The sequence below is a fragment of the Microbulbifer sp. ABF4_107 genome, assembly GCF_056312215.1.
The window spans coordinates 2,547,667-2,572,930 of the sequence record NZ_CM149983.1 but is presented as its reverse complement, the minus strand read 5'-3'; the positions used below and the strand labels follow the sequence as shown (position 1 = coordinate 2,572,930).

Annotated in this window: 19 protein-coding genes; 14 read left to right on the top strand and 5 right to left on the bottom strand. The window is 58.3% G+C overall.

Annotated elements, in window-relative coordinates; translation table 11 throughout:
• Nucleotides 1-176: 176 nt before the first annotated feature.
• Nucleotides 177-425, top strand: coding sequence for a putative signal transducing protein (locus tag ACYX4K_RS10650; protein ID WP_475092147.1), 249 nt, complete (start codon nucleotides 177-179; stop codon nucleotides 423-425).
• 41 nt (nucleotides 426-466) lie between these two features.
• Here ACYX4K_RS10650 and argS read toward each other — a convergent pair whose 3' ends face one another.
• Complete coding sequence (gene argS / locus ACYX4K_RS10645) at nucleotides 467-2,203, bottom strand: arginine--tRNA ligase (RefSeq protein WP_475092148.1); 1,737 nt, start codon at nucleotides 2,201-2,203, stop codon at nucleotides 467-469.
• A gap of 167 nt (nucleotides 2,204-2,370) precedes the next feature.
• Here argS and sbcB point away from each other — a divergent pair, with 167 nt between their 5' ends.
• Both sbcB and ACYX4K_RS10635 read left to right on the top strand, forming a co-directional pair.
• Entirely contained in the window at nucleotides 2,371-3,810 is a 1,440-nt protein-coding gene (gene sbcB, locus ACYX4K_RS10640; RefSeq protein ID WP_475092149.1) for an exodeoxyribonuclease I, read from the top strand.
• 99 nt (nucleotides 3,811-3,909) lie between these two features.
• Nucleotides 3,910-4,926, top strand: a complete 1,017-nt coding sequence (locus ACYX4K_RS10635; protein ID WP_475092150.1) for an aspartate carbamoyltransferase — start codon at nucleotides 3,910-3,912, stop codon at nucleotides 4,924-4,926.
• Nucleotides 4,927-4,999: 73 nt separating this feature from the next.
• Here the strand turns inward: ACYX4K_RS10635 and ACYX4K_RS10630 are convergent, their stop codons facing one another.
• The 3 genes from ACYX4K_RS10630 to ACYX4K_RS10620 form a co-directional block, all read right to left on the bottom strand.
• Complete coding sequence (locus ACYX4K_RS10630; RefSeq protein WP_475092151.1) at nucleotides 5,000-6,271, bottom strand: aspartate aminotransferase type Ic; 1,272 nt, start codon at nucleotides 6,269-6,271, stop codon at nucleotides 5,000-5,002.
• A gap of 239 nt (nucleotides 6,272-6,510) precedes the next feature.
• Nucleotides 6,511-7,371 (bottom strand): DUF6279 family lipoprotein, encoded by an 861-nt coding sequence (locus ACYX4K_RS10625; protein WP_475092152.1) that lies wholly within the window; start codon nucleotides 7,369-7,371, stop codon nucleotides 6,511-6,513.
• Nucleotides 7,372-7,420: 49 nt separating this feature from the next.
• Nucleotides 7,421-8,737 carry a substrate-binding domain-containing protein gene (locus ACYX4K_RS10620; protein ID WP_475092153.1) on the bottom strand — a complete coding sequence of 439 codons (1,317 nt, stop codon included), beginning with the start codon at nucleotides 8,735-8,737 and terminating at the stop codon, nucleotides 7,421-7,423.
• A 538-nt stretch (nucleotides 8,738-9,275) separates the two neighbouring features.
• Between ACYX4K_RS10620 and nagK the strand changes: the two genes are divergently transcribed.
• The 4 genes from nagK (at nucleotide 9,276) to ACYX4K_RS10600 (ending at nucleotide 13,901) form a co-directional block, all read left to right on the top strand.
• On the top strand, nucleotides 9,276-10,226 hold the full coding sequence (gene nagK, locus ACYX4K_RS10615) for an N-acetylglucosamine kinase (protein WP_475092154.1): 951 nt from the start codon (nucleotides 9,276-9,278) through the stop codon (nucleotides 10,224-10,226).
• Nucleotides 10,227-10,307: 81 nt separating this feature from the next.
• Complete coding sequence (gene nagB-II, locus ACYX4K_RS10610) at nucleotides 10,308-11,351, top strand: glucosamine-6-phosphate deaminase NagB-II (protein WP_475092155.1); 1,044 nt, start codon at nucleotides 10,308-10,310, stop codon at nucleotides 11,349-11,351.
• A gap of 21 nt (nucleotides 11,352-11,372) precedes the next feature.
• The gene (gene nagA / locus ACYX4K_RS10605; protein ID WP_475093931.1) at nucleotides 11,373-12,500 is read left to right on the top strand and encodes an N-acetylglucosamine-6-phosphate deacetylase; all 1,128 of its coding nucleotides are present in this window, start codon (nucleotides 11,373-11,375) and stop codon (nucleotides 12,498-12,500) included.
• Nucleotides 12,501-12,569: 69 nt separating this feature from the next.
• Nucleotides 12,570-13,901: a sugar MFS transporter gene (locus ACYX4K_RS10600; RefSeq protein ID WP_475092156.1), complete on the top strand. Its 1,332-nt coding sequence runs from the start codon at nucleotides 12,570-12,572 to the stop codon at nucleotides 13,899-13,901.
• Nucleotides 13,902-14,224: 323 nt separating this feature from the next.
• Here ACYX4K_RS10600 and ACYX4K_RS10595 read toward each other — a convergent pair whose 3' ends face one another.
• Nucleotides 14,225-15,271, bottom strand: a complete 1,047-nt coding sequence (locus ACYX4K_RS10595) for a LacI family DNA-binding transcriptional regulator (protein WP_475092157.1) — start codon at nucleotides 15,269-15,271, stop codon at nucleotides 14,225-14,227.
• A 357-nt stretch (nucleotides 15,272-15,628) separates the two neighbouring features.
• Between ACYX4K_RS10595 and pgi the strand changes: the two genes are divergently transcribed.
• The 7 genes from pgi (at nucleotide 15,629) to pyk (ending at nucleotide 24,960) form a co-directional block, all read left to right on the top strand.
• The gene (pgi, locus tag ACYX4K_RS10590; RefSeq protein WP_475092158.1) at nucleotides 15,629-17,380 is read left to right on the top strand and encodes a glucose-6-phosphate isomerase; all 1,752 of its coding nucleotides are present in this window, start codon (nucleotides 15,629-15,631) and stop codon (nucleotides 17,378-17,380) included.
• Nucleotides 17,381-17,437: 57 nt separating this feature from the next.
• The gene (gene edd / locus ACYX4K_RS10585; RefSeq protein WP_475092159.1) at nucleotides 17,438-19,270 is read left to right on the top strand and encodes a phosphogluconate dehydratase; all 1,833 of its coding nucleotides are present in this window, start codon (nucleotides 17,438-17,440) and stop codon (nucleotides 19,268-19,270) included.
• Between the two features lie 60 nt (nucleotides 19,271-19,330).
• A complete protein-coding gene (zwf, locus tag ACYX4K_RS10580; protein ID WP_475092160.1) occupies nucleotides 19,331-20,788 on the top strand; it encodes a glucose-6-phosphate dehydrogenase in 1,458 nt (485 codons plus the stop codon).
• A gap of 45 nt (nucleotides 20,789-20,833) precedes the next feature.
• Nucleotides 20,834-21,544, top strand: coding sequence for a 6-phosphogluconolactonase (gene pgl / locus ACYX4K_RS10575; RefSeq protein ID WP_475092161.1), 711 nt, complete (start codon nucleotides 20,834-20,836; stop codon nucleotides 21,542-21,544).
• Nucleotides 21,545-21,607: 63 nt separating this feature from the next.
• Nucleotides 21,608-22,237, top strand: a complete 630-nt coding sequence (gene eda / locus ACYX4K_RS10570) for a bifunctional 4-hydroxy-2-oxoglutarate aldolase/2-dehydro-3-deoxy-phosphogluconate aldolase (protein WP_475092162.1) — start codon at nucleotides 21,608-21,610, stop codon at nucleotides 22,235-22,237.
• A gap of 102 nt (nucleotides 22,238-22,339) precedes the next feature.
• Nucleotides 22,340-23,353: a type I glyceraldehyde-3-phosphate dehydrogenase gene (gap, locus tag ACYX4K_RS10565; protein WP_475092163.1), complete on the top strand. Its 1,014-nt coding sequence runs from the start codon at nucleotides 22,340-22,342 to the stop codon at nucleotides 23,351-23,353.
• A 170-nt stretch (nucleotides 23,354-23,523) separates the two neighbouring features.
• Nucleotides 23,524-24,960, top strand: coding sequence for a pyruvate kinase (pyk, locus tag ACYX4K_RS10560; protein ID WP_475092164.1), 1,437 nt, complete (start codon nucleotides 23,524-23,526; stop codon nucleotides 24,958-24,960).
• Nucleotides 24,961-25,264: the final 304 nt, after the last annotated feature.

Below are 25,264 nucleotides of genomic sequence, written 5' to 3'. Positions count from 1 at the left end.
TGCACAGGCGCTATTTGTCCGGTTGGTCTATCTTTAATTTATCCCGATCCGTTTTTCCACGCGGATGTACCCCCAGAGTGCTGGAACGGCGGAATACTTTTTCACAACTGATGTTCGACCTGACACCGAGCCACAAGCCCGGTACCCAGAGTCTGCAAGGTTAACCAGTCCGCACTATGGCGAGCAAAATTTACACTACCGACGACCAGCTTCTCAGTAGCTATCTACGCAACTTACTGCAATCCGCCGGCTTCCCGGTTTTGACACAGCAAACCCGGGTGGAGCCCTCTGTGGACGCGGGGGATAAGGGAAAAAATGGGGCGGGGAATCTGGATTGGCAGTCCGAGCTCTGGCTGATCCGCGATGCGGACCTGGCCAGTGCCCAGCAGGTATTGCAGCAGGCACTTTCCAGAGAAAGCGCCTGACCGCGTTTTCGGCAACACTATCGGCACCACTGCCGGTAGGGTTACATCTTCTCGAGGGTCTCGATTCCGAGCAGGCCCAACCCTGTGGACAGGGTGCGCGCAACCAGGTCGCACAACTGCAGGCGACTTTGCTTCTCCTCTTCGCTCACACCTTCTTTCAAAACCGGGCAGGCTTCGTAGAAGCCCATATAGGCGCTTGCCAGTTCGTAGAGGTATGTACACAGCACATGTGGAAAAGTGTCTTTGGCTACCTGGTCCAGTACCTCACCAAACTGATTCAGCTTGATCGCCAGTGCGCGCTCGGCATCGGTGCCCAGTACGATATCGCCGTTTAGCGCAGACGGGTCCACTCCGGCGCGACGGAAAATACTGCGCACACGAGTGTAGGCGTACTGCAGGTAGGGCGCTGTATTGCCCTCAAACGCCAGCATGGCGTCCCAGTTGAACACGTAATCGTTGGTGCGGGTTTTGCTGAGGTCGGCGTATTTGACCGCGCCGATACCCACCACGCGGCCGATCTCGGCCTGCTCTTCCGGGCTCAGCTCCGGGTTCTTGCCTGCGACCAGTGCAGTCGCGCGCTCTACCGCTTCGTCCAGTAGTTCCGCCAGTTTTACGGTGCCACCGGTGCGGGTTTTGAACGGTTTGCCATCGTTGCCCATCATGGTACCGAAGGCGCAGTGTTCGAGCGTCTGGCTGTCGGCAATATAGCCGGCCTTGCGCGCCACGGTGAACGCCTGCTGCAGGTGCAGGGTCTGGCGCGCGTCGACAACGTAAAGAATACGGTCCGCTTTCAGGGTATTGGCGCGGTAGCGGATGGCGGCCAGGTCGGTGGTGGCGTAGAGGTAGCCACCGCCTTTCTTCTGGATAATCACCACGCTGGGATTGCCTTCCTTGTCGGCCATTTCAGGCAGGAAGGCGACAATGGCCCCCTGGTCTTCCACCGCAATGCTGCGATCGATCAGGTCTTTCACCAGCACCGGCAGGTCGTCGTTGTACTGGCTTTCCGCATACACGTCTTTGCGCTGCAGGGTAACGCCCAGCTTTTCGTAGATCTCTTCGGCATGGCTGATGGAGATGTCGATAAAGCGCTGCCAGAGTTTCAGGCAGTCGGCGTCGCCACCCTGCAGTTTCACCACGTATTCGCGGGCGCGGTCGGCAAAGCCTTCTTCCTCATCAAAGCGGACCTTGGCCTCGCGGTAGAAGACTTCCAGATCTTTCAGTGCCACTTCGGCGTCCTGGTTTTCCATTTTGTCGGCCAGGTGCGCCAGCAGCATGCCGAACTGGGTGCCCCAGTCGCCCATATGGTTCTGGCGAATTACCGTGTGGCCCTGGAATTCCAACAGGCGGGCGAGGGCGTCACCGATGATGGTGGTACGCAGGTGGCCCACGTGCATTTCTTTGGCGAGGTTGGGGTGGGAGTAGTCCAGCACTGCGGTTTGTGGCTCATCGGCGCTGGCGATATTCAGACGCTCATCGGCGCGGGCCGCGGCGAGGGTACCGGCCAGCCAGGATTCGCTCAGGTGAATGTTGATAAAGCCGGGGCCGGCAACCTCGGTCTTCTCGATCATCGGCTGATCGCCCAGGTTCTCGATGATCTTCGCCGCCAGCTCGCGAGGGTTGTTGCCCACTTTTTTGGCCGCCGCCATGGCGCCATTGGCTTGGTAGTCACCAAAGCCCGCCTTTTTGGCGGGGGCCACCGCCGGGCTGCACTCGGCGGGAATCCCCGCGGCGGTCATGGCGGTCTGGAAAATATCGTTGAGCTGCTGGCGAATATTCATAAGGGGGGCGTTATCCCGTGGCGATTCTGGAAAATGGGAGTCTGGATAATATAGAAGAAGGCGGGATTTTAATGGCCGGGAAGGGGTTTGCAACCTGCGCGAGCCCGGTCGGCTGCGGTAACATGGCGCGCTATTGACGAAAGGTAACAGGAATAGGGGCGAGCACAATGTCCGGGACCACGCTTTACTGGCATGACTACGAAACCTGGGGCGTGGACCCGGGGGCGGACAAGCCTTCCCAGTTTGCCGGTATCCGCACCGATGAAGATCTGAATGTGGTCGGTGAACCGCTGATGATCTATTCGAAGCCGGCCAGTGACTGCCTGCCGCAGCCGATGGCGGCGCTGGTGACCGGGCTGGCACCGCAGAAGGCGTTTGCCGAAGGGCTGCCGGAAATCGAGTTTATCCAGCGGATCCTCAACGAGCTGGGTGCGCCCGGGACCTGTGGAGTGGGCTACAACAGCCTGCGCTTTGACGATGAAGTCACCCGCCATACCCTGTACCGCAACTTGCTAGACCCGTACGAACGGGAGTGGAAGTCTGGCAACAGCCGCTGGGACATTATCGATATGGTGCGGCTGACATATGCCCTGCGCCCGGAGGGCATTGAATGGCCCCGGCGGGAAGTGGCAGACGGCGTTTGGGTGCCTTCTTTCCGCCTGGAAGAGCTTACCGCGGCCAATGGCATCAGCCATGAGGGCGCTCACGATGCGCTGTCGGATGTGCGCGCCACCATCGATATGGCGCGGCTGATCCGCGACAAGCAGCCCAAGCTCTACGATTACGTGTACAAGCTGCGCCGCAAGCAGGAAGTGGCAAAGATACTCAACCCGCGGGATCGCAAACCGCTGCTGCATATCTCCGGCAAGGTCCCCGCGACCCACGGTCACCTGACCTATGTGCTTCCCCTGGCCATGCACCCGGTGAACCGCAATGCGGTGATCTGTGCCAACCTGGCCATGGACCCGCAGCCGATTCTCGACCTGGACCCGGACGCCCTGCGCGAGCGCCTCTACACCGCCCGTGACAAGCTGGGCGAAGGCGAGCTGCCGGCCGGCCTGAAGCTGATTCATATGAACCGCTGCCCGGTGCTGGCGCCGGCGAATATGCTCTCCGGTCAGCGCGCGGCCGACCTGCAGATCGACAAAGAGGCCTGTGAGGCCAACTGGCAGAAGCTGCAGGGGCTGGATCTGACCGAGAAGTTACACCAGGTGTTTCTCGATGGAGAGTTCCCGGCCAAGGATGTGGAAGCGCGCCTCTACGACGGCTTTATGAACGATGCCGATCGCGACGCGTGCCGCCAGCTGCACAACGCCCTGATCAGCCGCGGCCCGGAAGCCCTGGCCGGGCAGCCCTCGTTTTCCGATTCGCGCCTGCCGGAGCTACTCTTTCGCCTGCGGGCGCGTAACTTCCCCGAGACGCTAAATGAGGAAGAGCAGGAGCGTTGGGAAGAGTGGCGCTACCAGCGGCTGACGGACCCCAAGTTCGGGGCGAGTATTACCATGGAAGCCTATTTCGAGGAGATTGCGCGCTTGCGGGAGGAGTTTCCCGAGCGCAGTGACCTGCTGGATCAACTGGAAACCTGGGGCGATGCACTGCTGGGTTGATCCGCCAATTGCGGCTGTTCCGCCCGCGATGGTGCGCGTAGAATACCGCCCGCCCAGCCGCCGGTGATCCCGGCGCAACCTTGAGTAAGTGGAGCAGCAATGGACTTTATCGGTGCCAATATCCTTTCCGTCAGCCAGTTTGAGCGGGACGACATCGACCGAATTTTTGCCGTGGCCGACACCATGGTTCCCTACGCCCGCCGGGAAAAAGTCACCCGTGTCCTCGAGGGCGCAATCCTCGGCAATATGTTTTTCGAGCCCAGCACCCGTACCCGGGTGAGCTTTGGCTGCGCGTTCAATCTGCTCGGTGGCACCGTGCGCGAGACGGTGGGGGTGTCAGCCAGCTCCCTGGCCAAAGGCGAGTCCCTGTACGACACCGCGCGGGTTCTTTCCGGCTACTCCGATGTAATCTGTATGCGCCACCCACAGGCGGGGTCTGTGGCGGAGTTCGCCGCGGCCAGCCGGGTGCCAATCGTGAATGGCGGTGATGGCGCCAACGAGCATCCGACCCAGGCACTGCTCGACCTGTACACCATTCGCAAGGAGCTGGAAGGCAAAGGCGGCTCCCTGGATAACTTCCGCATCGCCATGATTGGCGATCTCAAGCACGGGCGCACCGTGCACTCCCTGTGCAAACTGCTGTGCCTGTTCAAAAATGTTCAACTGGTGCTGGTCTCTCCGGGCGAGTTGGCGATGCCGGCAGTAGTGGTGGAGAAACTGCGCGAAGTGGGGCATCAGGTGACGGTAACCGATCAGCTGGAGCCGTCGATCAAGCATGTGGATATCGTCTATTCCACCCGCATCCAGGAAGAGCGTTTTGAATCCCAGGCCGACGCCGATCGCTACCGCGGCCGTTTCCGCCTGAACCGCGATATTTTTACCCGCCACGCGGAACCCAATACCGTGATCATGCACCCGCTGCCACGGGATTCCCGCGCGGAAGCCAATGAACTGGATTCGGATCTGAATGAACACCCGAGCCTGGCGATTTTCCGCCAGACGGACAACGGCCTGCTGGTGCGCATGGCATTATTTGCCATGTTGCTGGGGGTGGAAGACAAGGTGGAGCAGTACGCGCGGCCGATTACCTGGCAGACACGGCGCAATCAGATCTGATACTTGTGTAGAAATTCAGGCATCAAAAAACCGGCAAAATTGCCGGTTTTTTTATTTCTGATGCTGTGAAAAATCAGCCGGCCAGCGCGTTACGCACCGTCGCCAGTTTCACACACAACACAAACACCGACATGGCGGTATCCAGTTCTTCCAGCGGCGGGAAGCTGGGTGCAATACGGATGTTGGTGTTTTCCGGGTCTTTTCCGTAGGGGAAAGTCGCACCGGCGGGTGTCAGTTTTACGCCGGCTTCCGCAGACAGGCGAATCACGTCTGCCGCCACACCCGGGCGGGTGTTGAAGGAAACGAAGTAACCGCCTTCGGGTTTTTCCCACTCGCCCAGATCGGTATCGGCGAAGTTCTTTTCCAGATGTTCCAGTACACAGGCAAACTTGGGACGCAGGATTTCCGCGTGCTGTTGCATGTGCTCTTTCAGCTGGGTCAGTTCCGGGAACAGGCGCGCGTGGCGCAGCTGATTGATCTTGTCCGGGCCGATGGTCATGGCCGACATCTGCTGTTTCAGGGACGCCAGGTTGGCGGGACTGCCGCTCACAAAGGCCACACCGGCGCCGGCGTGGGTCACCTTGGAGGTAGAGGCAAATTGCAGTACGGAATCGGCGGTGTCATTGCCCAGCGCGGCTTCGCGGATGTTCGGCAGTTTTACCTGGTGGTCCAGGTCGTGAATGGCGTAGGCGTTGTCCCAGAAAATACGGAAGCCCGGGTTGGCGATCTTGGCCAGTTGCGCCAGACGGTCGACGGTGTCTGCGTCGTAGGTTACGCCGGTGGGGTTTGAGAATTTGGGTACGCACCACAGACCGATGATCTGGTCGTCTTCGCGGATCTTCTGTTCCAGTACATCCATGTCCGGGCCGGTGGCGGTCATCGGGACCGTGTCCATGGCGATCCCGAGCTGCTCGCAGATGGCGAAGTGGCGGTCGTAGCCGGGTACCGGGCACAGAAACTTGGGCGCACTCATTTCTTTCCACGGCTGGTTGCCGGCAAAGCCGAACAGGTAGCCGGTGAGAACCGCGTGGTACATCAGGGTCAGGGAGCTGTTGCCGCCGGCCAGTACCTCTTCAAACGGCACCTGCAGAATATCCGCACCCAGTTCGCGGGCGGCGGCAATACCTTCGAGGCCGCCGTAGTTGCGGGTGTCGGTGCCGTCGGGAGCGCGGTAGTCGCCATTCAGGATACCGTCCAGGCTGTCGGACAGAGAGAGTTGGTCCGCTGCCGGTTTGCCGCGGGTCAGGTCCAGGCTCAGGCTGTGCTGGCAAATACGCTGGTATTGCTGGTCCAGTTCTTTTTCCCACTGTTGCAGCTGTTCGCGTTGGGCGGTCTCGATACGCACGGAAAATCCTCTTCTCTTGATGGACAACTCTTGACAGGCAACTTCCGGAGGAAGTTACGGGGACGGGAGCTTATCAGCAGTGGGCGGATTGCGTCATGTTTTATGACACTTTTTTGCAGGAAAACCCGGTAAAAACAGCGCATTTCGGTAGATAAAGTGGCGGCGCAATTGTTGCAGTTGAAACGGACTGGATGATTGTGCCGGTAGTATCACACCGGCTGCGCTGTCGCGCGTCGCCGTCAGTGTTTTTGAACCGCCAGGTGGCGGAAATCACTGGCGTATTCGAGTAGCGTGCTTTTCAGGTGGGCGCGTTGCTCAGGGGTGGCACTTTGCAGAATTTCCGTGGCGAGGGACCGGGCCTGAAGACGCAACTGGTCCTGCATCTTGCGGTAGTCTTCCGGCCACAGGGTTTGGGGATCAATCAGCAGCGCGCGCAACCGGGCTTGATAGCCATCGGGCTTGCTGCGCAAGGTGTCCAGAAACGCATTCGCCCATATTTGCCGCTGCGCATCCCGGCGCTTCGGATCGAAAGTCGTGGTGGCCACCTGGCGATCAATCATGGATTCCTGAGCCTCCGTGAGATCCCCGAGCCAGCGCTCAGCCTGTTTGCGAAACTCTTTTTCCCGCTTGCGCTGCGCCTTGTCCCACTTTTTTAATGACTCTTCGCGCTCTTCCCGGATGTTCTCTGCGAGTTGGTCGATCTGCTTGTCGTCCAGCTGGGTAAGGATCGGCAGCATCAGGTCGCTCAGCATCGTCACCGAGGAGTGCCAGAAGGTATCCACCTGGGATTCGATGGCATCCAGCTGGGCCGGGTTGGTGTCGGCGTCGTCTACTTTGGCGGCCAGTTCTTCGAAATAGTCGGCGTAGCGGGGCAGCTGGGTCTGGCGGTGCCAGCGATGGAATTCGTCGACTCGCAATTGCAGCAGGTCTTTCTGAGCGCCATCCAGGTCGAGGTATTTATTGAGGGTGCGGTCCATCCACCAATCCAGGTGGCCATAGACGAGGCGGATGCTGGAGCAACCGCTGAATAACAGCAGTATTACCGCGGTTATCAGCAGGGCGGTGCGCGTGTTAACGCCTGTGGAGGTTGCGGTGCTCATGGCGATAAATATAGTTGCTCGCCGGTTACACCGCATTGATACCGGTGGATCAATTGATCCAGACTTCTACCCGACTGTTTTTCACCGGACCCTGCTCGCTGTCGCCAGTCAGTGGTGCGAAGGCGCCAACCGCCATGATCTGGCTGTCTCCCATCTGGTGATCCCGCAGCAGTGCGCCCTGTACCTTGAGTGCGCGGAAGCGGGAAATCAGGTCGGAGATGTTCTGATTGGATTTGCGATCTGAGAAGCCAACCAGGGTCAGCGATAATTCGCGGTTTTCATTTTCCGCCATAAAGTCCTGTAACCGGTGCAGGTCGCGCAGGGCGCGGTTGTCCAGCTCGGTACTGCCATCGGCAAATCGGAAGGAGATGCTGAGACGCGACCCGTTCTCCATCAATTTGCGGTAGCTCTCTGGCGCGTTAGCGTATGGCGCCATCTGCAGGGACACGGGGGTCAGGTTGATAAAGCCGATCTGCTCGACGATTTGCTGCCCGGCGTGGGACTCCGCAAAGTGCAGAAAGGCATCTACCTGTGGGTTGTAGCGCCCGGGATTGCGGTAGAGGTACAGGCGACGGGTGAGGGGGAAGTCTTCCGTGGCAATAATGCCTCTGTCTGGAACCACCGCGGCCAGTTCCCCCGATTTGATCGCGACCTTGTGCATGCCTTCAGAGTCGGCAAACGGGAGATAGCCGATTGCCGCGCGATCCCGCTGTACCAGTGCGCGGGTTTCGTGGTTGCCGGAAACCTCGTATACAAATCCTTTGGCCGGGCGGCTGCCGCCAAAGACTTCCCCGTCAAAGGTAGCCCGGGTGCCAGACTCGATATCCCGGTGCAGCGGGCGTATCGGAAGGTCCGGTCCCCCCAGTTGTTGCCAGTTGCGGATCTCTCCGCTGTAAATCTGCGCCAGCTGCGCCAGGCTCAAGCGGTTAATGGGGTTGTCTTTGTGGACGGTAATCACCAGGGCGTCGAGGCCGATCACATGCTCCGCCTGTGGACCTGTGAAGTCGCCGAAACGCGCCAGCATATCTACCTCTTTGGGTTTGATGCGGCGAGATGCCATGCCGATATCGGCGGTGTCGCCGTTCAAAGCCTTGAAGCCGGTGCTGGAGCCCAGGGCGATGATGGGCACAACTACAGGCTCACCCTGCAGGCGTGCGTGAATCCAGTGTTTCTCGCCTTCCGAGCGTTGACTGACCTCACTGGCGCCCCGGGATTCCAGATATCGCTTTACCAGTGCGGGCGCCAGATCTGCGCCTACGGTGTTGGAGCCAGTCAGGCGGAACAGCACGCGATCACGGTCTGCGCCAGCGGCCTGGCCACTAGCGATGAGGCCCGCAGCCAGAGTCAGTTGCAGCAATAGCGCCACAACCCATCTTGCGCCGATTATTCCTGAATTCGATCCCCTGCCCGCGTTTACGCGTTTCATCCTGCCCCCTATCACTTCTGAATACTGTTCCGAGTGCCCGTCCGGTTGCTGTTTGTTGATCGTTGTATTGCATCCAGTCCGTCGCGGGCGCGCGCTTTATCGCAGAAAAGTGTGACGGGTTTATTGCAATCGGGTTGAACTGGTCGGCGAGTGGCGAGGAGGTTCTCTGGATTGGACTGCCGACACTGCGAAAAAATGGCTGGGTGATTTTTGAGCTCGAGCGTCCGGGAGGGCTGGCTCTGAGGGGCTTTGTCGGCGTTTTTTTCACCAAACGGCACGTAAAATCAGCATATAATGGGAGAAACCTTCAGGTTTTTTTTTAAAAAAGGCATGACAACGCTGTCATTTGTCTTGTAGTATTTCTCACATATTGGCAGAGGCGTCAGCGACGCCCAGCCGGATTTCTCTGGGGCGCAGCGAATGCGGTGGGGAATCCGGCAAGGACACATAACAATAGAAAATCTTAGGGGCCGGTTAGATGGTTGCTTTGAGAGACAGCAGGGACATTCTTTTCATTGGCGTCGATGGCGGTGGCAGTAAATGCCGCGCCTCTATATTCGACACCAGCAATCGCCTGTTGGGTACCGGTGTCTCCGGGCCCGCGAACCCCCTTCACGGTTATGCACAAACCATTGATTCCATCGTGCGCTCTGCCGCACTGGCGGTGGCGGACGCTGGTCTGCCCGCGGAAACTCTGGGTGAGCTGGTGGCTGGTGTGGGGCTGGCCGGGGTCAATATGCCCCGTCTTTATAACGAGATGAATGCCTGGGCGCACCCGTTCAAACAGATGTTCCTCACCACCGATCAGCACTCCGCCTGTCTGGGTGCGCACCGCGGTGGTGACGGCGCGGTGATCATTGCCGGCACCGGATCCGTGGGTTACTCCTGGGTCAATGGCCGCAGCGAGATTGTCGGCGGCCACGGTTTCCCCCACGGCGACAAAGGCAGTGGTGCCTGGCTGGGTATGGAAGCGGTGAAATATCTGTTAATGGCGATGGAAGGTCTGGCGGAGGATTCAGCGCTGAAAGGCGAGCTGCAATCTGCGCTGGGGACCGACGATCCCTACGATGTTATTGAAATGATGGCGGGCAAGCCCTCCAGTCAGTACGCCAAGCTGGCGGTGCCTTTGGTGGAGTGCGCCGAGGCGAACTGTCCTATTGCTGCGTCGATCATGCGCGATGGTGCTGCTTATATCAGCGATCTCGCAGACAAGTTGATGGAAGGCAAGCCGCCGCGCCTGGCCATGATTGGCGGCCTGGCGCCGCGCCTCAAGCCCTGGCTCAAGCCCCATGTGGCGGAGCGGGTTTCCGACCCGCTGGATCCGCCAGAGCTGGGTTGCGCCTACTTCGCCCAGCACTCCCTTGCGGCACTGGGTGACAGTGAGTCCAAAGCGCGGGAAGAGGCGGATGCCAAGGCGCTGTTTGGATAAGCTCTTTGGATAAGAGCGTCGAATCGTTAGAACACACAGGTTGTCGGAAGACGACGATAGAAAAAGTTACGGATAGATTTTATGAGCGCAGTGACCTCAGGTGAGGCCAATAAGGTGGATGCATCTATGGCGATGACAGTAATGGAAACCGAGGCCCGTGAAGCCCCGAGCCGAGTTGCCGAACAATTGCAGAACAACGCGCCGATCATGGAGGCGCTGGGCGAGCGCCTGCGCAGCAAGCCGCCGCGCTTTGTAATGATCGTTGGTCGCGGATCTTCCGACCACGCTGGCGTATTTGCCAAATACCTGATTGAAATTGAAACCGGCACTCCGACCTTTGCCGCAGCGCCGTCCGTCTCCAGCGTCTATGGCAAAAAACTGAAGCTCGAAGACGCGCTGGTCATCGTGATTTCCCAATCCGGCCGCAGCCCGGACATCCTCGCCCAGGCACAAATGGCGAAAGACGCCGGTGCCTACACCGTGGCGCTGGTGAACGATGAAACCGCACCGATCAAAGATATTGTCGACCAGGTTGTGCCGCTGAAAGCCGGCCCTGAACTGGCTGTTGCTGCGACCAAGAGCTACCTGTGCACCCTGTCTGCGGTGCTGCAACTGGTGGCGTACTGGACCCAGGATGAAGAGCTGAAAGCCGGCGTTGAAATGCTGCCGCAAACCCTGACCGACGCCATTGAATCCGATGTGCAGCTGCGCCCGGAAGACCTGGCCGCGGTAAAAAACCTGGTGGTTCTCGGCCGCGGCCCCGGCTACGGCATTACCCGCGAGCTGGCACTGAAGCTGAAAGAAGTGTGCAGCGTGCACGCGGAATCTTTCTCCAGTGCGGAATTCCTGCACGGCCCGGTCACTCTGGTAGAGCAGAAGCTCACCGTGGTGAACGTGCCCATCGAAGATGAATCCTACCAGGCCCACAGCGAGCAGATCGCAGACATCATCCGTCGCGGCGGCACCCTGATCAATCTGCATGTGCCGAGCAAGGGCGTACACCCGCGTGTTGCACCGCTGCCCCTGCTGCAGCGCTTCTACATCGACGTTGCCCATGTAGCGGTAAGCCGGGGTATCAACCCGGACGAGCCGGCAGGTCTGAAGAAAGTGACCCAGACCGTTTGATCGCGGATAAGGATTTTGGACGTGGTACAGGCATTTATCGCACAACAGTTATTCGACGGTGAGCAGCTACACAAGGATGTAGCGCTGACCGTTGACGGCGGCAAGGTGGTTTCCCTCGGCGGAACCCCTGCGGCCGATGCTGTGCGATTGCAGGGATTGCTGGCGCCGGGCCTGATCGATGTGCAGGTCAATGGTGGCGGTGGTGCGCTGTTCAATAACGACACCAGCGTCAACGCCCTTGGAAAAATGTCTGCGGCTCACGCCCAGTTCGGCACCACCGGCTTTATGCCCACCCTGATTACCGATCAGGTGGACGTAATGCAAAAAGCCGCGGACGCGGTCAGTGCCGCCCTGAAAGAAGGCGTGCCCGGTGTCCTCGGCGTGCACTTTGAAGGCCCGCACCTGAGTGCGCCGAAAAAAGGCACCCACGAAGAATGTTTTATTCGCCCGCTCAGCGATGAAGAGCTGGCGATTTATGCCCGGGACGATCTCGGCCTGAAGATGGTCACCCTGGCGCCGGAAAATGTTTCTCCGGAAGATATCGCCAAGCTGGTGTCGCTCGGGGTGAAAGTCTGCCTCGGTCATTCCAATGCCGACGGCAAGACCGCCGCCGCGGCCGTAGCCGCAGGCGCGAGCGGATTTACCCATTTGTACAACGCCATGTCGCCACTGCATTCCCGCGACCCCGGCATGGTGGGCACCGCACTGATCAGCGACGACTGCTGGTGCGGATTGATTGCCGATGGCCACCACGTGAGTGCGGAAGCCATGACCCTGGCGCTGAAGGCCAAGCCTCGCGGCAAGATCATGCTGGTGACCGATGCAATGTCACTGGTGGGCAGCGACGAGCAGAGCTTCCCGCTGTTTAACCGCACCGTGACCCGCGATGGCGACAAGCTGACCTCCAACACCGGAGAGCTGGCCGGTTCGCACCTGGATATGATCGGCGCGGTGCGCAATATCCGCGACTGGTGTGGCATTGAATTGACCGAAGCCCTGCGCATGGCCGGACTCTATCCGGCTGAGTTTCTGGGTTCGAAAGGTGGTCGCATCGCCGAAGGCGCTGCCGCCGATATGATTTTGGTAAACGACGATTTACAGGTACAGAAAACCTGGATCGGCGGACAGGAAGTGTTCACGGCCGGGTGATTCCGCGCATTCAAGAAAACCGATGACGAATTTAGTCGACGCTAAATAACGATAATGAAAGGTGAGCCTATGAATACCGCAGTTGTTAGCCAGGGGGAAACCCGCAGCAGTATCCTGCCGATGACCATCATCGGTCTGCTGTTTTTTATTTTTGGTTTTGTTACCTGGTTGAATGGGGCCCTGATCCCGTTTCTGCAAACCATCTGTGAGCTGAGTGCTTTCCAGGCCATGCTCGTGGCTTCTGCTTTCTATATCGCCTATACCGTTATGGCATTGCCTATGGCGGCCATTATCGAGCGCACCGGTTACAAGACCGGTATGGCGTTGGGTCTGGCACTGGTTGCCGTCGGCGCGCTGATTTTTATCCCCGCCGCCTACAGCCGCATGTTCGGTATCTTCCTGCTGGCGCAATTCGTGGTGGGTTCTGGCCTCACCATTCTGCAGACCGCGTCCAACCCCTACGTAGTGAGAGTGGGCTCCCCGGAAACCGCCGCGGTACGTATCTGCATCATGGGCCTGCTGAACAAGGGCGCCGGCATTGTTGCGCCGCTGGTTTTTGCGGCGCTGGTTATGTCTGGTATCAGTGGTATTTCTGAAGCAGAGCTGGCTGCGCTGAGTGCCACCGCCAAAGATGCCAAGCTTGACGAACTGGCGGGTCAAATGGTGAGCCCGTATATCGGAATGGCGGTTCTCGGCTTTGTACTGGCCATCGCCATGATGTTCGCCCCCCTGCCGGACATTGAAGACGAAGTGGTGGAAGGTCAGGAAGAGATGGCGGTAAACCTGCCAGCGCTGCTGAAATTCCCGCAGCTGATCCTGGGTTCTATCGCGCTGTTCTTCTACGTGGGTGTGGAAGTGATTGCCGGTGACGCCATTGGTCTGCTGGGCAAGCAGGCGGGTCTGGATACGGCGGTCGCTTCTGTTCTGACCTCCTACACCATGGTGTTCATGGTGCTGGGTTATATCTGGGGCACCATCGCCATTCCGCGCTTTATCAGTCAGCAGACTGCGCTGCTGATCTCTGCGGTGCTGGGTATTGTCTTCACCATCGCGGTGATGACCGGCTCCATGGAAAGCACCGTCATGTCCTCCGCGACCCTGGCGCTGTTCGGTCTGCCTGAAATTCCCAACGCGGTCTACTTCGTAGCCCTGTTGGGCTTCGCCAACGCCATGTGCTGGCCGGCAATCTGGCCGCTGGCGCTGGAAGGCCTGGGTAAGTTCACCTCCAAAGGTGCCGCCCTGCTGATTATGGGTATCTCCGGTGGTGCGGTACTGCCGCCCCTGTACGGTCACTTCGCCGACACCGGCGACGGTCAGCTGGCCTACGTGATTTCCATCCCGGCTTACCTGTTTATCCTGTTTTACGCTCTGAAAGGGCACAAGATGCGCAGCTGGAAATAACCTCCGGTTATCCAGCTGGCGTCACAGTCAGTCTAAGTTTCTTTTTAAAGTTTCTCTCTTTGGTTCTCGTCATCTTTGCCCTCTTAATGAGGGCTTTTTTTTGTCTCGAAATCGTTGGGGTATTGAATAATTTTACTTACCTAAGGGGTTCTGTGGCGGTGCCGCTACCGGGTGCGGTCTTGTGAGACACGCCGTAAACCCATCCTTGGGGGCTCTGCACCGCCATCCCTGGCGGTGAAGGTCTCACAAGACCGCACCCGATACCGTCACCTTCCCCCTCAGCTGCGTTAAGTGCGCAGTATTACGGGTTATAGCGGGTTCATTTAGGCGGGAGATTGGCCGGTGGAGTCGCGGACCAGGAGTTCGGGGACGAATTTTTTGGTGATGCCGGCATCCTTGTTGGCGGAGGCGCTTTCGGTGGCGCTCTTGCTGCGGGCTTTGTTGAGTACCAGCGCGGCGGCGCACTTGGCGATTTCGCTGTTGGGCTGGTGGGCGGTGGTGAGTTTGGGCCAGGTCTGGCGGGAGAAGGGGCTGTCCTCGAAGCCGACGATGGAGAGCTGCTCGGGGATTTCGATGTGCATCAGGCGGGCAGCGAAGAGCGCGCCGGCCGCCATCTCATCGTTACTGGCAAAAATGGCGGTGGGCGGGTTGTCTTTTTCCAGTAATGCCTTGGCCCCGGACACGCCGGAGTCGAAAGAGTATTCGCCGGGAATGATCAGATCGGGGTCGATGCCAATGCCCGCCTGTTCCAGTGCTTCCTTGTAGCCATCCAGTCGCCCGTGGGTGGAAACGTGCTCCTCGCCACCCGCCAGAAATCCAATGCGTTTGTGTCCGTTCTCAATCAAATGCTTGGTGATGTCGAAGGCGGCTGCGGTATCGTCTACCTGAATGCAGTTGTCCTCATCCCCTTCGGCGGCGGCACTGGAAACGATACGCACATAGTCGAGGCCGAGTTTTTTCACCTCATCAATGACCGACTGTGTTTCCGAGAAAGGTGGGGTCAGCACCAGGCCTGCCACTTTGGAGTGTTCCACCAGCGCGCGCAGCTCATCGTTCACGCTGGCGGATTTGGAGTTGCTCGGGTGAATCAGCAGTTCGTAGCCCCGCGCCTTGCACGCCTCGAGAATACCGTTCTGCATATCGATCACGTAGTAGGCGTTCGGGTTATCGTAAATCAGGGCAATGGTGTAGCTGCGGGTGCCCGCCAGATTGCGCGCTGCCAGGTTCGGTTGGTAGTGCAGCGCTTCCACCGCATCCATCACTTTTTTTCGGGTCGCGGGGCGTACAGACGGTTCGTTATTGATCACCCGGGAAACGGTTTTGATCGATACCCCGGCTCTTGCGGCCACGTCGTTGATGGTGCTTTTCATTGTCGGCTGTGATCCTTGATGGGTCCTTGATGGGTCCTTGATGGGGCCTTAAGAGGTCCTTGTTGGAATAATTCCTGTTGCCCAGCCAGCAAGTTTAACCGGTTATGGGCAGAACGACGATGGCTTGCGGGTCACAGGTTTGCACCCTGTTGGTATTCCTGAAATAAAACTACAAACCCAATTGACACCCTTTGCCAACTATGTGACTCTGGCGCCAAATTGACAGCGTTGTCATTTCGGTTTCATACAGGCTGGCAGTGGCTCCCGCGGGCGGGAGTGGGCTGCTGGATAATCAGGTAAATAACAATAACCGGTGCCTGCAACACCACGGCGGGCGCCACTTTCAGGGGGCTCGCTATGTGCAGTGCACACTCTCACACGTCTCACGCTCAATCTTCTTCTGATCCTCTTTCGCAATCGCCAATCTGGCAGGCGCTGCGGGCGCAGGCAGCCGACCTGAAAGGTCAGTCTCTAAAAGCACTGTTTGCCGCAGACCCGCAGCGGGCGGAGCGTTTCTCCCTGGAATTGCCGGAATTCCTGCTGGATTACTCGAAGAACCAGCTGGATCAGGACGTTTTTGTAAATTTATTACGCTTGGCGGAAGCCGCGGATCTGGAACGGTGGCGGGCGGACTTCTTCGCCGGCAAGCCCATCAATGCCACGGAGGGCCGGCCAGTACTGCATCCCGCGCTGCGCGGCGGTTTGGCGGAAGATATTGAGATCGGCGGCGTATCCGTCACCAGCCAGGTGGAAGCCGAGTTGGAGCGCTTGAAAGAGTTTGTAGTTTTACTACATAATGGAGCCCTGACTGGCTATAGCGGTAAACGAATTACCGATGTGGTCAATCTTGGGGTAGGTGGCTCCCATCTCGGGCCGCAAACCACCATCGAAGCACTGCGTGCCCATCGGAAGGGCGATGTCGCAGTGCATTTTGTATCCAATGTGGATGGATCCCAGCTCACGGATGTGCTGGCCGGCCTGGATGCCGATTCGACTTTATTCATTGTCTCGTCCAAGACATTCACGACCAGCGAGACAATGACCAACGCCAGTAGTGGCCTGAAGTGGCTGCAGAAGGCGATGCCGGAGGCTGACGCCGAGGCGCTGTTGCGGCAGCACTTTGTAGCGGTGACTTCCAGCCCGGACAAGGCGCAGCAGTTTGGTGTGCTGCCGGAGCGGACCTTCCGCTTCTGGGATTGGGTAGGCGGGCGCTTCTCGCTGTGGTCTTCCATCGGTCTGCCCATCGCCATTGCCTGTGGGTACGACAACTTCCGCGCACTGCTGGATGGCGCGGCAAGTATGGACAAGCACTTCCGCGAGGCACCTCTGGAAGCCAATGCGCCGGTGATCATGGCGCTGCTGAGTGTCTGGTACTGCACCTTTATGGGCTACCCGGCACATGCGGTATTGCCCTACGAGCAGGCATTGCACATGTTGCCTTCTTATCTGCAGCAGGCAGATATGGAGAGCAACGGCAAATCTACCACCCGTGCAGGGGTGGAGGTGGACTACACCACCGGCCCTCTAATATGGGGGCAGACGGGCATCAACGGGCAGCATGCGTTTTACCAGTATCTGCACCAGAGTCCGGAAGTGGTTCCCGCCGACTTTATCGGCAGTGTGACCCCGGGACACGATCTCGACGGTCACCACGAGATTTTGCTGGCAAACATGTTTGCCCAGAGTCAGGCACTGATGAACGGTGTGGATGCAGAGTCCGTCGGTCGTGAACTGGCAGCCAAGGGGCTGTCGCAAGAAGAAATAAAAAGGCTCACCCCGTTCAAGGTCCACAGGGGTGGAAAGCCAAGTAACACAATACTCTTGAAGGAGTTGGACCCCCGATCACTGGGAGCGCTGATCGCACTCTACGAGCACAAGATTTTTGTTCAGGGCGTGATTCTGCAAATTTATTCCTTTGATCAGTGGGGAGTGGAACTGGGTAAAGGTCTCGCCAATAAACTGGAGCCAAAACTGGCTGCTGGTGACCTGGCAGACGAAGACGGTTCAACTGCCCAGCTGATCGAATACTACCGCCGGATAAACGGCACGGTTACGTCCACGGAGTCGCCTGAAGTTGAGGTGGCTGAGCCTGCTGGAGAACAGGCTTAAACGCACATTGTGCTGCAGCGTGAAACGAACTGATAAAAAACGAAGAGTTGATCAAAAATGGCAAACCAAACAGTGGTACACAGTCGCATACAGGCGGTGACCGACAGGATCATCCGCCGCAGTGAAGAAACCCGGGCCAGCTATCTGGCTCAGGTTGAGCGCGCGCAGGGCAAAGGCCGCGCGCGTCACAAGCTGTCCTGCGGCAACCTGGCGCACGCGATGGCGGCATCCAGCGATCACGATAAGAATCTGATCGCCTCCGGGCACGGCCCCAACCTGGCCATCGTCACCGCCTACAACGATATGTTGTCGGCGCATCAGCCCTACGGCACCTACCCGGAAATGCTCAAGGCCGAAGCCCTGCGCAACGGCGCAACCGCACAGGTTGCCGGCGGTGTGCCCGCCATGTGTGACGGCGTGACCCAGGGTCAGCCGGGCATGGAACTGTCACTGTTTTCCCGCGATGTCATCGCCATGGCGACCGCCATCTCCCTGTCACACGATATGTTTGACGGCGGCATGTACCTGGGCATCTGCGACAAGATCGTCCCTGGCCTGGTCATCGGCGCGCTGTCTTTTGGTCATCTGCCTGCGGTATTCGTACCTGCAGGTCCCATGCCAACCGGTCTCGCCAACGCGGAAAAAGTACGCGTTCGCCAGCTGTACGCGGAAGGCAAAGTGGGTCGCAAAGAATTGCTGGAAGCGGAAAGCGCCTCCTACCACAGCGCCGGTACCTGCACCTTCTACGGTACCGCCAACAGCAACCAGATGCTGGTGGAAATCATGGGGCTGCAGCTGCCGGGCAGCTCGTTTATCAATCCGGGCACCGAGCTGCGCGACGCCATGAATAAAGCGACGGTGAAGCAGCTGGTGCAGAACTCGGAGCCCAGTAACTACACACCGATCGCCAAGATCCTGACCGAAAAAGCCTTCGTCAACGGCATCGTTGGCCTGCACGCAACCGGTGGTTCTACCAACCACACCATGCACCTGATCGCCATGGCGCGCGCCGCCGGTATCCAGATTACCTGGCAGGACATGGCCGAGCTGTCTGAAGTAGTGCCGCTGCTGTGCCACGTGTACCCGAACGGCACCGCGGACATCAACCACTTCGCTGCTGCCGGCGGTATGCAGTATCTGATTCGCGAACTGTTGGGCGCAGGCCTGCTGCATAACGATGTGGCTACCGTACTCGGCGATTCCGGTATGGAGCCCTACACCTACGACCCGTTCCTGAACGAAGACAAGGACGGCCTGGTGTGGCGCCCGACTGCAGAAGAGTCCGGCAACCCGGACATCATTCGCCCGGCAGCGGATCCGTTCTCCAGCCACGGCGGTCTGCAATTGCTGAAAGGCAATCTGGGCAACAGCGTGATCAAGGTTTCCGCGCTAAAAACCCCGCAGCTGAAAGTAAAAGCACCGGCAGTTGTGTTCAACAGTCAGGACGACATGCTGGACGCTTTCAAAGCGGGCAAGCTGGAAAAAGATTTTGTCGCCGTGGTGCGATTCCAGGGCCCCCAGGCCAACGGTATGCCGGAGCTGCACAAACTGACGCCATCCCTCGGCGTACTGCAAGACCGCGGTTTCAAGGTGGCACTGGTCACCGACGGCCGCATGTCCGGCGCCTCCGGTAAAGTGCCGGCGGCCATCCACCTTTCTCCGGAAGCGCTGGAAGGTGGCGTAATCGCAAAAATCCAGGACGGAGATATTGTAGAGCTGGACGCGGAAGCCGGCGTTCTCAAAGTAGAAGTAAGTGATGAAGAGCTGGCCGCGCGCGCGCCAGCGGAATGCGACCTGTCTGCCAACAACAGCGGCATGGGGCGGGATCTGTTTGTGAATATGCGCAAGCTTGCGAGCGGCGCGGAAACCGGCGGTAGCATTCTTTTTTAACTGAATTCGCGCGGGTGCTGATACCACATCAGGCCCGCGCAACTGTTTGAGAGCAAAGAAATGGCAAATTCATTCGACATGGTACTGTTTGGCGGTGGCGGCGATCTGTCTCTGCGCAAACTGATTCCTGCACTCTACCGCGCTTATATTGAAGGCGGTCTGAACAAGGACACGCGCATCCTGCCCGTAGTTCGCCGTCAGGAAGACGCGGACACCTACATGAAGACCGCACAGCAAGCGCTGAAAACCCATCTGCGCGATGGCGAGTACAGCGATAAAAACTGGAAAGAATTCAGCGGCCTGTTGCGCGCCGTCTATCTGGATATCGCCAAGCCCGACGAGCAGTGGGATGGGCTGGTGGATATTCTGGGTAAAGACACCAAGCGCACCCGCCTGTTTTATCTCGCGATTCCGCCGGCAGTGTTCGGCCCCTGTTGCGAAAACCTCTCGGTAAAAGGTCTGATCCACGAAAACTCCCGCGTAGTCGTGGAAAAACCCCTGGGCTACAACGCCAAGACCTCCGACGAGATCAACAGCAAGATCGCCGAGTACTTCCCGGAAGACAGTATTTTCCGCATCGACCATTACCTGGGTAAAGAAACCGTACAGAACCTGCTGGCCCTGCGCTTCAGCAACGTGCTGTTCGAGCACCTGTGGGATGCGAAGACCATCGATCACATCCAGATCAGCATTTCCGAAACCGTGGGCCTGGAAGGGCGCGCGGGTTTTTACGATGACACCGGCGCAATGCGCGACATGGTGCAGAACCACCTGCTGCAGCTGCTGTGCCTGATCGCCATGGAATCCCCCAACAGCATGTCCGCGCGCAATATCCGCTCGGAAAAAATCAAAGTGCTGGAGGCCCTGCGCCCGCTGACCGATAGCAATGTCGACAAGAACATCGTGCGCGGCCAGTACGTGGCCGGTGGTCTCGGCAAGGAGCTGGTGCCCGGATACCTGGAAGAACTGAAAGCGCCGAACAGCACCACCGAAACCTTCGTGGCCATTCGCGCACATATCGATAACTGGCGCTGGACCGGCGTGCCGTTTTATCTGCGCACCGGCAAGCGCATGGAAAAACGCTGTGCGGAAATCGTGATTCAGTACAAGAACGTTTCCCACAGTGTGTATCAGCCGGAAGCGGGCAAGGTGTTACCGAACCGCCTGGTGATCCGTCTGCAGCCAGAAGAAAGCATCAAAATGGTGCTGATGGCCAAGAAGATGGACAGCCTCACCATGGAGCTGCAACCGGTAGAGCTGAACCTGACACTGTCCGACACCTACGACAGCTTCAAGAGTGACGCATACAAGCGCCTGATGCTGGACGCCGCTGCAAACAATTCCGCGCTGTTTATTCACCGCGAAGAAGTGGCTGCGGCCTGGGCCTGGGTCGACCCGATTATCGATCACTGGCGCGATACCGCGAATCAGCCGCAGCTGTACCGCGCGGGAACCTGGGGGCCGCAAGCATCCAATCAGTTGCTGGCCGAAAATGGTCACCACTGGTTTAACCCGTAATTTAACCTGACAGCCACCGGCAAAATACGCAAAGGTCAAAACGACATGGTTGAAGAAAAGTTTTTTGCAGACAGGGAAAGGCTCACGCTGGCGCTGGCCAATGAGTGTGCAGCGGCGTTGCACGCCGGAATCAAGGCCAACGGTCAGGCGACCTTTCTGGTCAGCGGTGGCAGCTCCCCGGAGCCTGTGTACCGCGAGCTGTCCCGTCGCCCGCTGCCCTGGGAACAGGTCAATGTGGCGTTGGTGGATGAGCGTTGGGTGGAAAAAGATGAAGCAGGCAGCAATCTGGCCTTTATCACCAACAGCCTGCTGCAAAATGAAGCGGCCAAGGCACCTTGCCTGGGTATGAAAAATGCCGCTGCCACTCCGGCGGAGGGTGAAGCGGATTGCGAGCGCGCCTATCAAGAGCTGGTGCGCCCGTTCGATGTTTGTGTGCTCGGTATGGGTAACGATGGCCACACCGCCTCTTTCTTCCCTTATGCAGAAGGCCTTGAAGACGCGCTGGATGCCAAAGGCGAAAAGCTGTGTAAAGCCATTACCGCAAAACAAAGTGCGGTAACCGGAGCGCACACCGAACGCATGACCCTGACGCTCGCGGCGATCCTGCAAGCGAAGGAAATCAAGCTGCTGATCACCGGTGAAGAAAAGCTGAAGGTCTATCGCCAGGCGCTGCTCGGTGATGACAAGGCGGAGATGCCGGTGCGCAGTATTCTCAAGCAGGGACACAAGCCGGTCACTGTTTACTGGGCGCCTTAACGGTTTGGTCCGGATTCAGGATCGGCGAATAACAACGAAATAGACGAGTTTTAGGAAGTGACAATGCAACAGACTCTCGTACCCGTATTGGAACAAGCCGGTGTGGTGCCGGTAATCGTAGTGGACAACGTCAGCGACGCACTGCCTCTGGCGCAGGCGCTGGTGGAAGGCGGCCTGAATGTACTGGAAGTGACCCTACGCACCGAAGCTGCGCTGGCCGCTGTAGAAGAGATCGCCAAGCATCTGCCGGACGCCCACGTAGGTACCGGTACCGTGTTGAACGCCGGCGACATCCAGCGCTCCGTTGATGCCGGTGCGACTTTCATGGTCAGCCCGGGCGCTACCGAAGCGCTGCTGGACGCGGCAGGTAACGTCTCCGTACCGCTGCTGCCAGGTGCTGCCAATCCGTCTGAAGTAATGCGCCTGTTCGAGCGCGGTTACGGTTATCAAAAGTTCTTCCCCGCGGAAGCGGCGGGTGGCATCCCGATGCTGAAATCCATCGGTGGTCCGCTGGCGAAAGTGAAGTTCTGCCCCACCGGCGGCGTCAGCCCGAACAATGCAAGTGATTACCTGGCGCTGTCCAACGTAGTTTGTGTGGGTGGTTCCTGGATGGCAGCACCGAAACTGGTTGCCGAGAAAAACTGGGCGGAAATTACCCGTCTGGCCAAAGAGGCCTCCTTGCTGAAAGGCTAAAAGTAGTTTCACAGAGCAGAATTGTGCTGGGGGGGACCGATCACCCGGCGCTTAGAACAAACAAATAATCCACAATTTTTAAGACACAGAGGGTGTAGCGATATGAAACTCAGAATTGCTATTAATGGATATGGACGCATCGGACGCAACGTAACTCGTGCTATCTACGAGTCCGGCTATAACGACCGCATCCAACTGGTTGCTATCAACGATCTGGCACCGGTTGAGGCCAATGCCCACCTGACCCGTTTCGACACCGTACACGGCCGTTTCAATACCGAAGTTGCCGTTGAAGGCGAAAACCTGGTGATCGGTGGCGACACCGTAAAAGTTTGCCAGGAGCGCGACCCCGCTGCTCTGCCGTGGGCGGAGCTGGAAGTGGACCTGGTTCTGGAATGTACCGGCCTGTTCACTGATAAAGCGGCGGCCTCCAAACACATGGAAGCCGGTGCCAAAGCGGTATTGATTTCTGCGCCGTCCAAAGACGCCGACCTGACCGTGGTTTACGGTGTGAACGACGACAAGCTGACCGCAGAACACAAGGTTGTTTCCAACGCGTCCTGCACCACCAACTGCCTGGCACCGGTAGCCAAGGTTCTGAACGAGTCTATCGGCATCGAGCGCGGCTTTATGACTACCGTGCACGCCTACACTAACGACCAGAACACCCAGGATGCGGTACATAAAGATATCTACCGTGCGCGCGCAGCGGCTGACAATATGATCCCGACCAAAACCGGTGCTGCCGCCGCGGTTGGCCTGGTTCTGCCGGAACTGCAGGGCAAGCTGGATGGCATGGCCGTTCGCGTACCGGTAAACAACGTATCCCTGGTGGATTGCCAGTTTATCGCCAGCCGCGAAACGACTGCTGATGAAATCAATGCGATCCTGCAGGACGCCGCCGGTAGCATGAAAGGCGGTGTACTGTCTTACTGTGACCAGCCGCTGGTCTCCGTAGACTTTAACCACACCGCAGCTTCCAGCCACTTCGATGCCAACCACACCCGTGTAAACGGCAACCTGGTGAAAGTCATGTCCTGGTACGACAACGAGTGGGGCTTCTCTCACCGTATGCTCGACACCAGCCTGGCGATGGCGAAGGCTCAGGGTCTTTAAGCGAGCCAAGTAAAACGGCTGTAACTGTTAATAAACAACAGCCTGATAACGTTTCGTTATCTTGTCGGGGCGGGTGCAATACCTGCTCCGGCTGCTTTCTTCGCAGTCAACGCCGACTGCCATAATTACAAATTTGTCTCACACCTAATTCACAAACAAAAATCACCACTATGATTCGCCATACAAAAATTGTTGCCACACTCGGCCCGGGCACAGACAAGCCGCGTGTTATTGACGAGATTATCCGTGCCGGCGTTAACGTTGTACGCCTGAACTTCTCCCACGGCAGCGCCGACGATCACCGCAAGCGTGTGGAAGAAGTGCGCCGCGCCGCTGCAGAGCAAAACAAACTGGTTGCCGTGCTGGGCGACCTGCAGGGCCCGAAGATCCGTATCGCCCGTTTCGCCGAGGGCAGTATCTTCCTTGAGAACAATGCCGAGTTCACCCTCGACGCCGACTGCCCGAAAGAGGGCGGTAACCAGCAGAAAGTGGGCGTGGATTACCCGTCCCTGATCGCCGACTGCAAGCCCGGCAATATCCTGCTGCTGGACGACGGCAAGATCCGCCTGGAAGTCACCGGCGGCACCAACAGCAAACTGTTCTGCCGTGTACTGCAGGGCGGCAAGCTGTCCAACAACAAAGGTATCAACCTGTTGGGTGGTGGCCTGTCTGCGCCGGCGCTGACTGAAAAAGATTACCAAGACATCAAACTCGCCGCCGAGCTGGATGTGGATTTCCTCGCAGTGAGCTTCCCGCGCAGCGGCGAAGATCTGGAAATCGCTCGCAAGGCCATGCGCGAAGCCGGCAGCAATGCCGCCATCGTTGCCAAGGTTGAGCGTGCAGAAGCGGTGAATAACGACCAGCAGATGGACGACATCATCCTCGCATCCGACGTCATCATGGTGGCCCGCGGCGACCTGGGTGTGGAAATCGGTGATGCGGCACTGGTTGGTGTGCAGAAGAAGCTGATCAACCGTGCCAATGCCCTGAACCGCGGTGTGATCACTGCCACCCAGATGATGGAATCCATGATCACCAACCCCACGCCGACCCGCGCGGAAGTGATGGATGTGGCGAACGCCGTGCTCGATGGCACCGATGCGGTCATGCTGTCGGCGGAAACTGCGGCGGGTGATTTCCCGGTGGCTGCTGTTGAGTCCATGGCCGAAGTGGTTGTGGGTGCTGAGCAATATCTCGGTACCACCACGCGTCCTGAGGCAGACCGGTCAGCTTCTGAGTCCATCGACACTGTTATCGCTCAGGCAGCCATCGAATCTGCAGCCCGCGTCGAAAACCTGTGTGCGGTTGCCGCGCTAACCGAATCCGGCCGCACCCCGCGCATCATGTCACGGGCGACCAGCCGATTGCCGATTTACGCACTGACTCGCCACTCCCGTGTCGCTCGCCAGCTGGTATTGCTGCGTGGTGTTGAACCCATCGAGTTCGACCCGGCTTCGGTACCGCTCGGTCACCTGACCGACGCCATTGTCGAGGTCTTGGGATCGCGTATCGACCTGGAAAAAGGGCAGCGTATCCTGATTACCCAGGGCGAGCGCCTGAATATGGGTGGCGGTACCAGCTCCATGCGAATCAAGGAGATCGAGTGATCTCTCGTTGATACTGAGCTGACTCCTCGCAAACTCCCGGCTATATGCCGGGAGTTCTGTTTTCGGTTTCTGAAGCGCCAAGTTCGGACAATAGCTTGGACTGGTTGGTCACTCATGCTGTACAAAAAATATCCTGCAGAAGCTCTCATCCCCATGTAAAATCACTCCCAACTGTCACAAATGACAGGCAGCTGTTACAAAAAACTGCAAAATATCCAGATAAATTCCCCGAAGGCCTGTAGCTTTTTTATTTCATTCTGTGTATTGTCGATCGTGAGAATGACAGCGCTATCATAAAAACGAA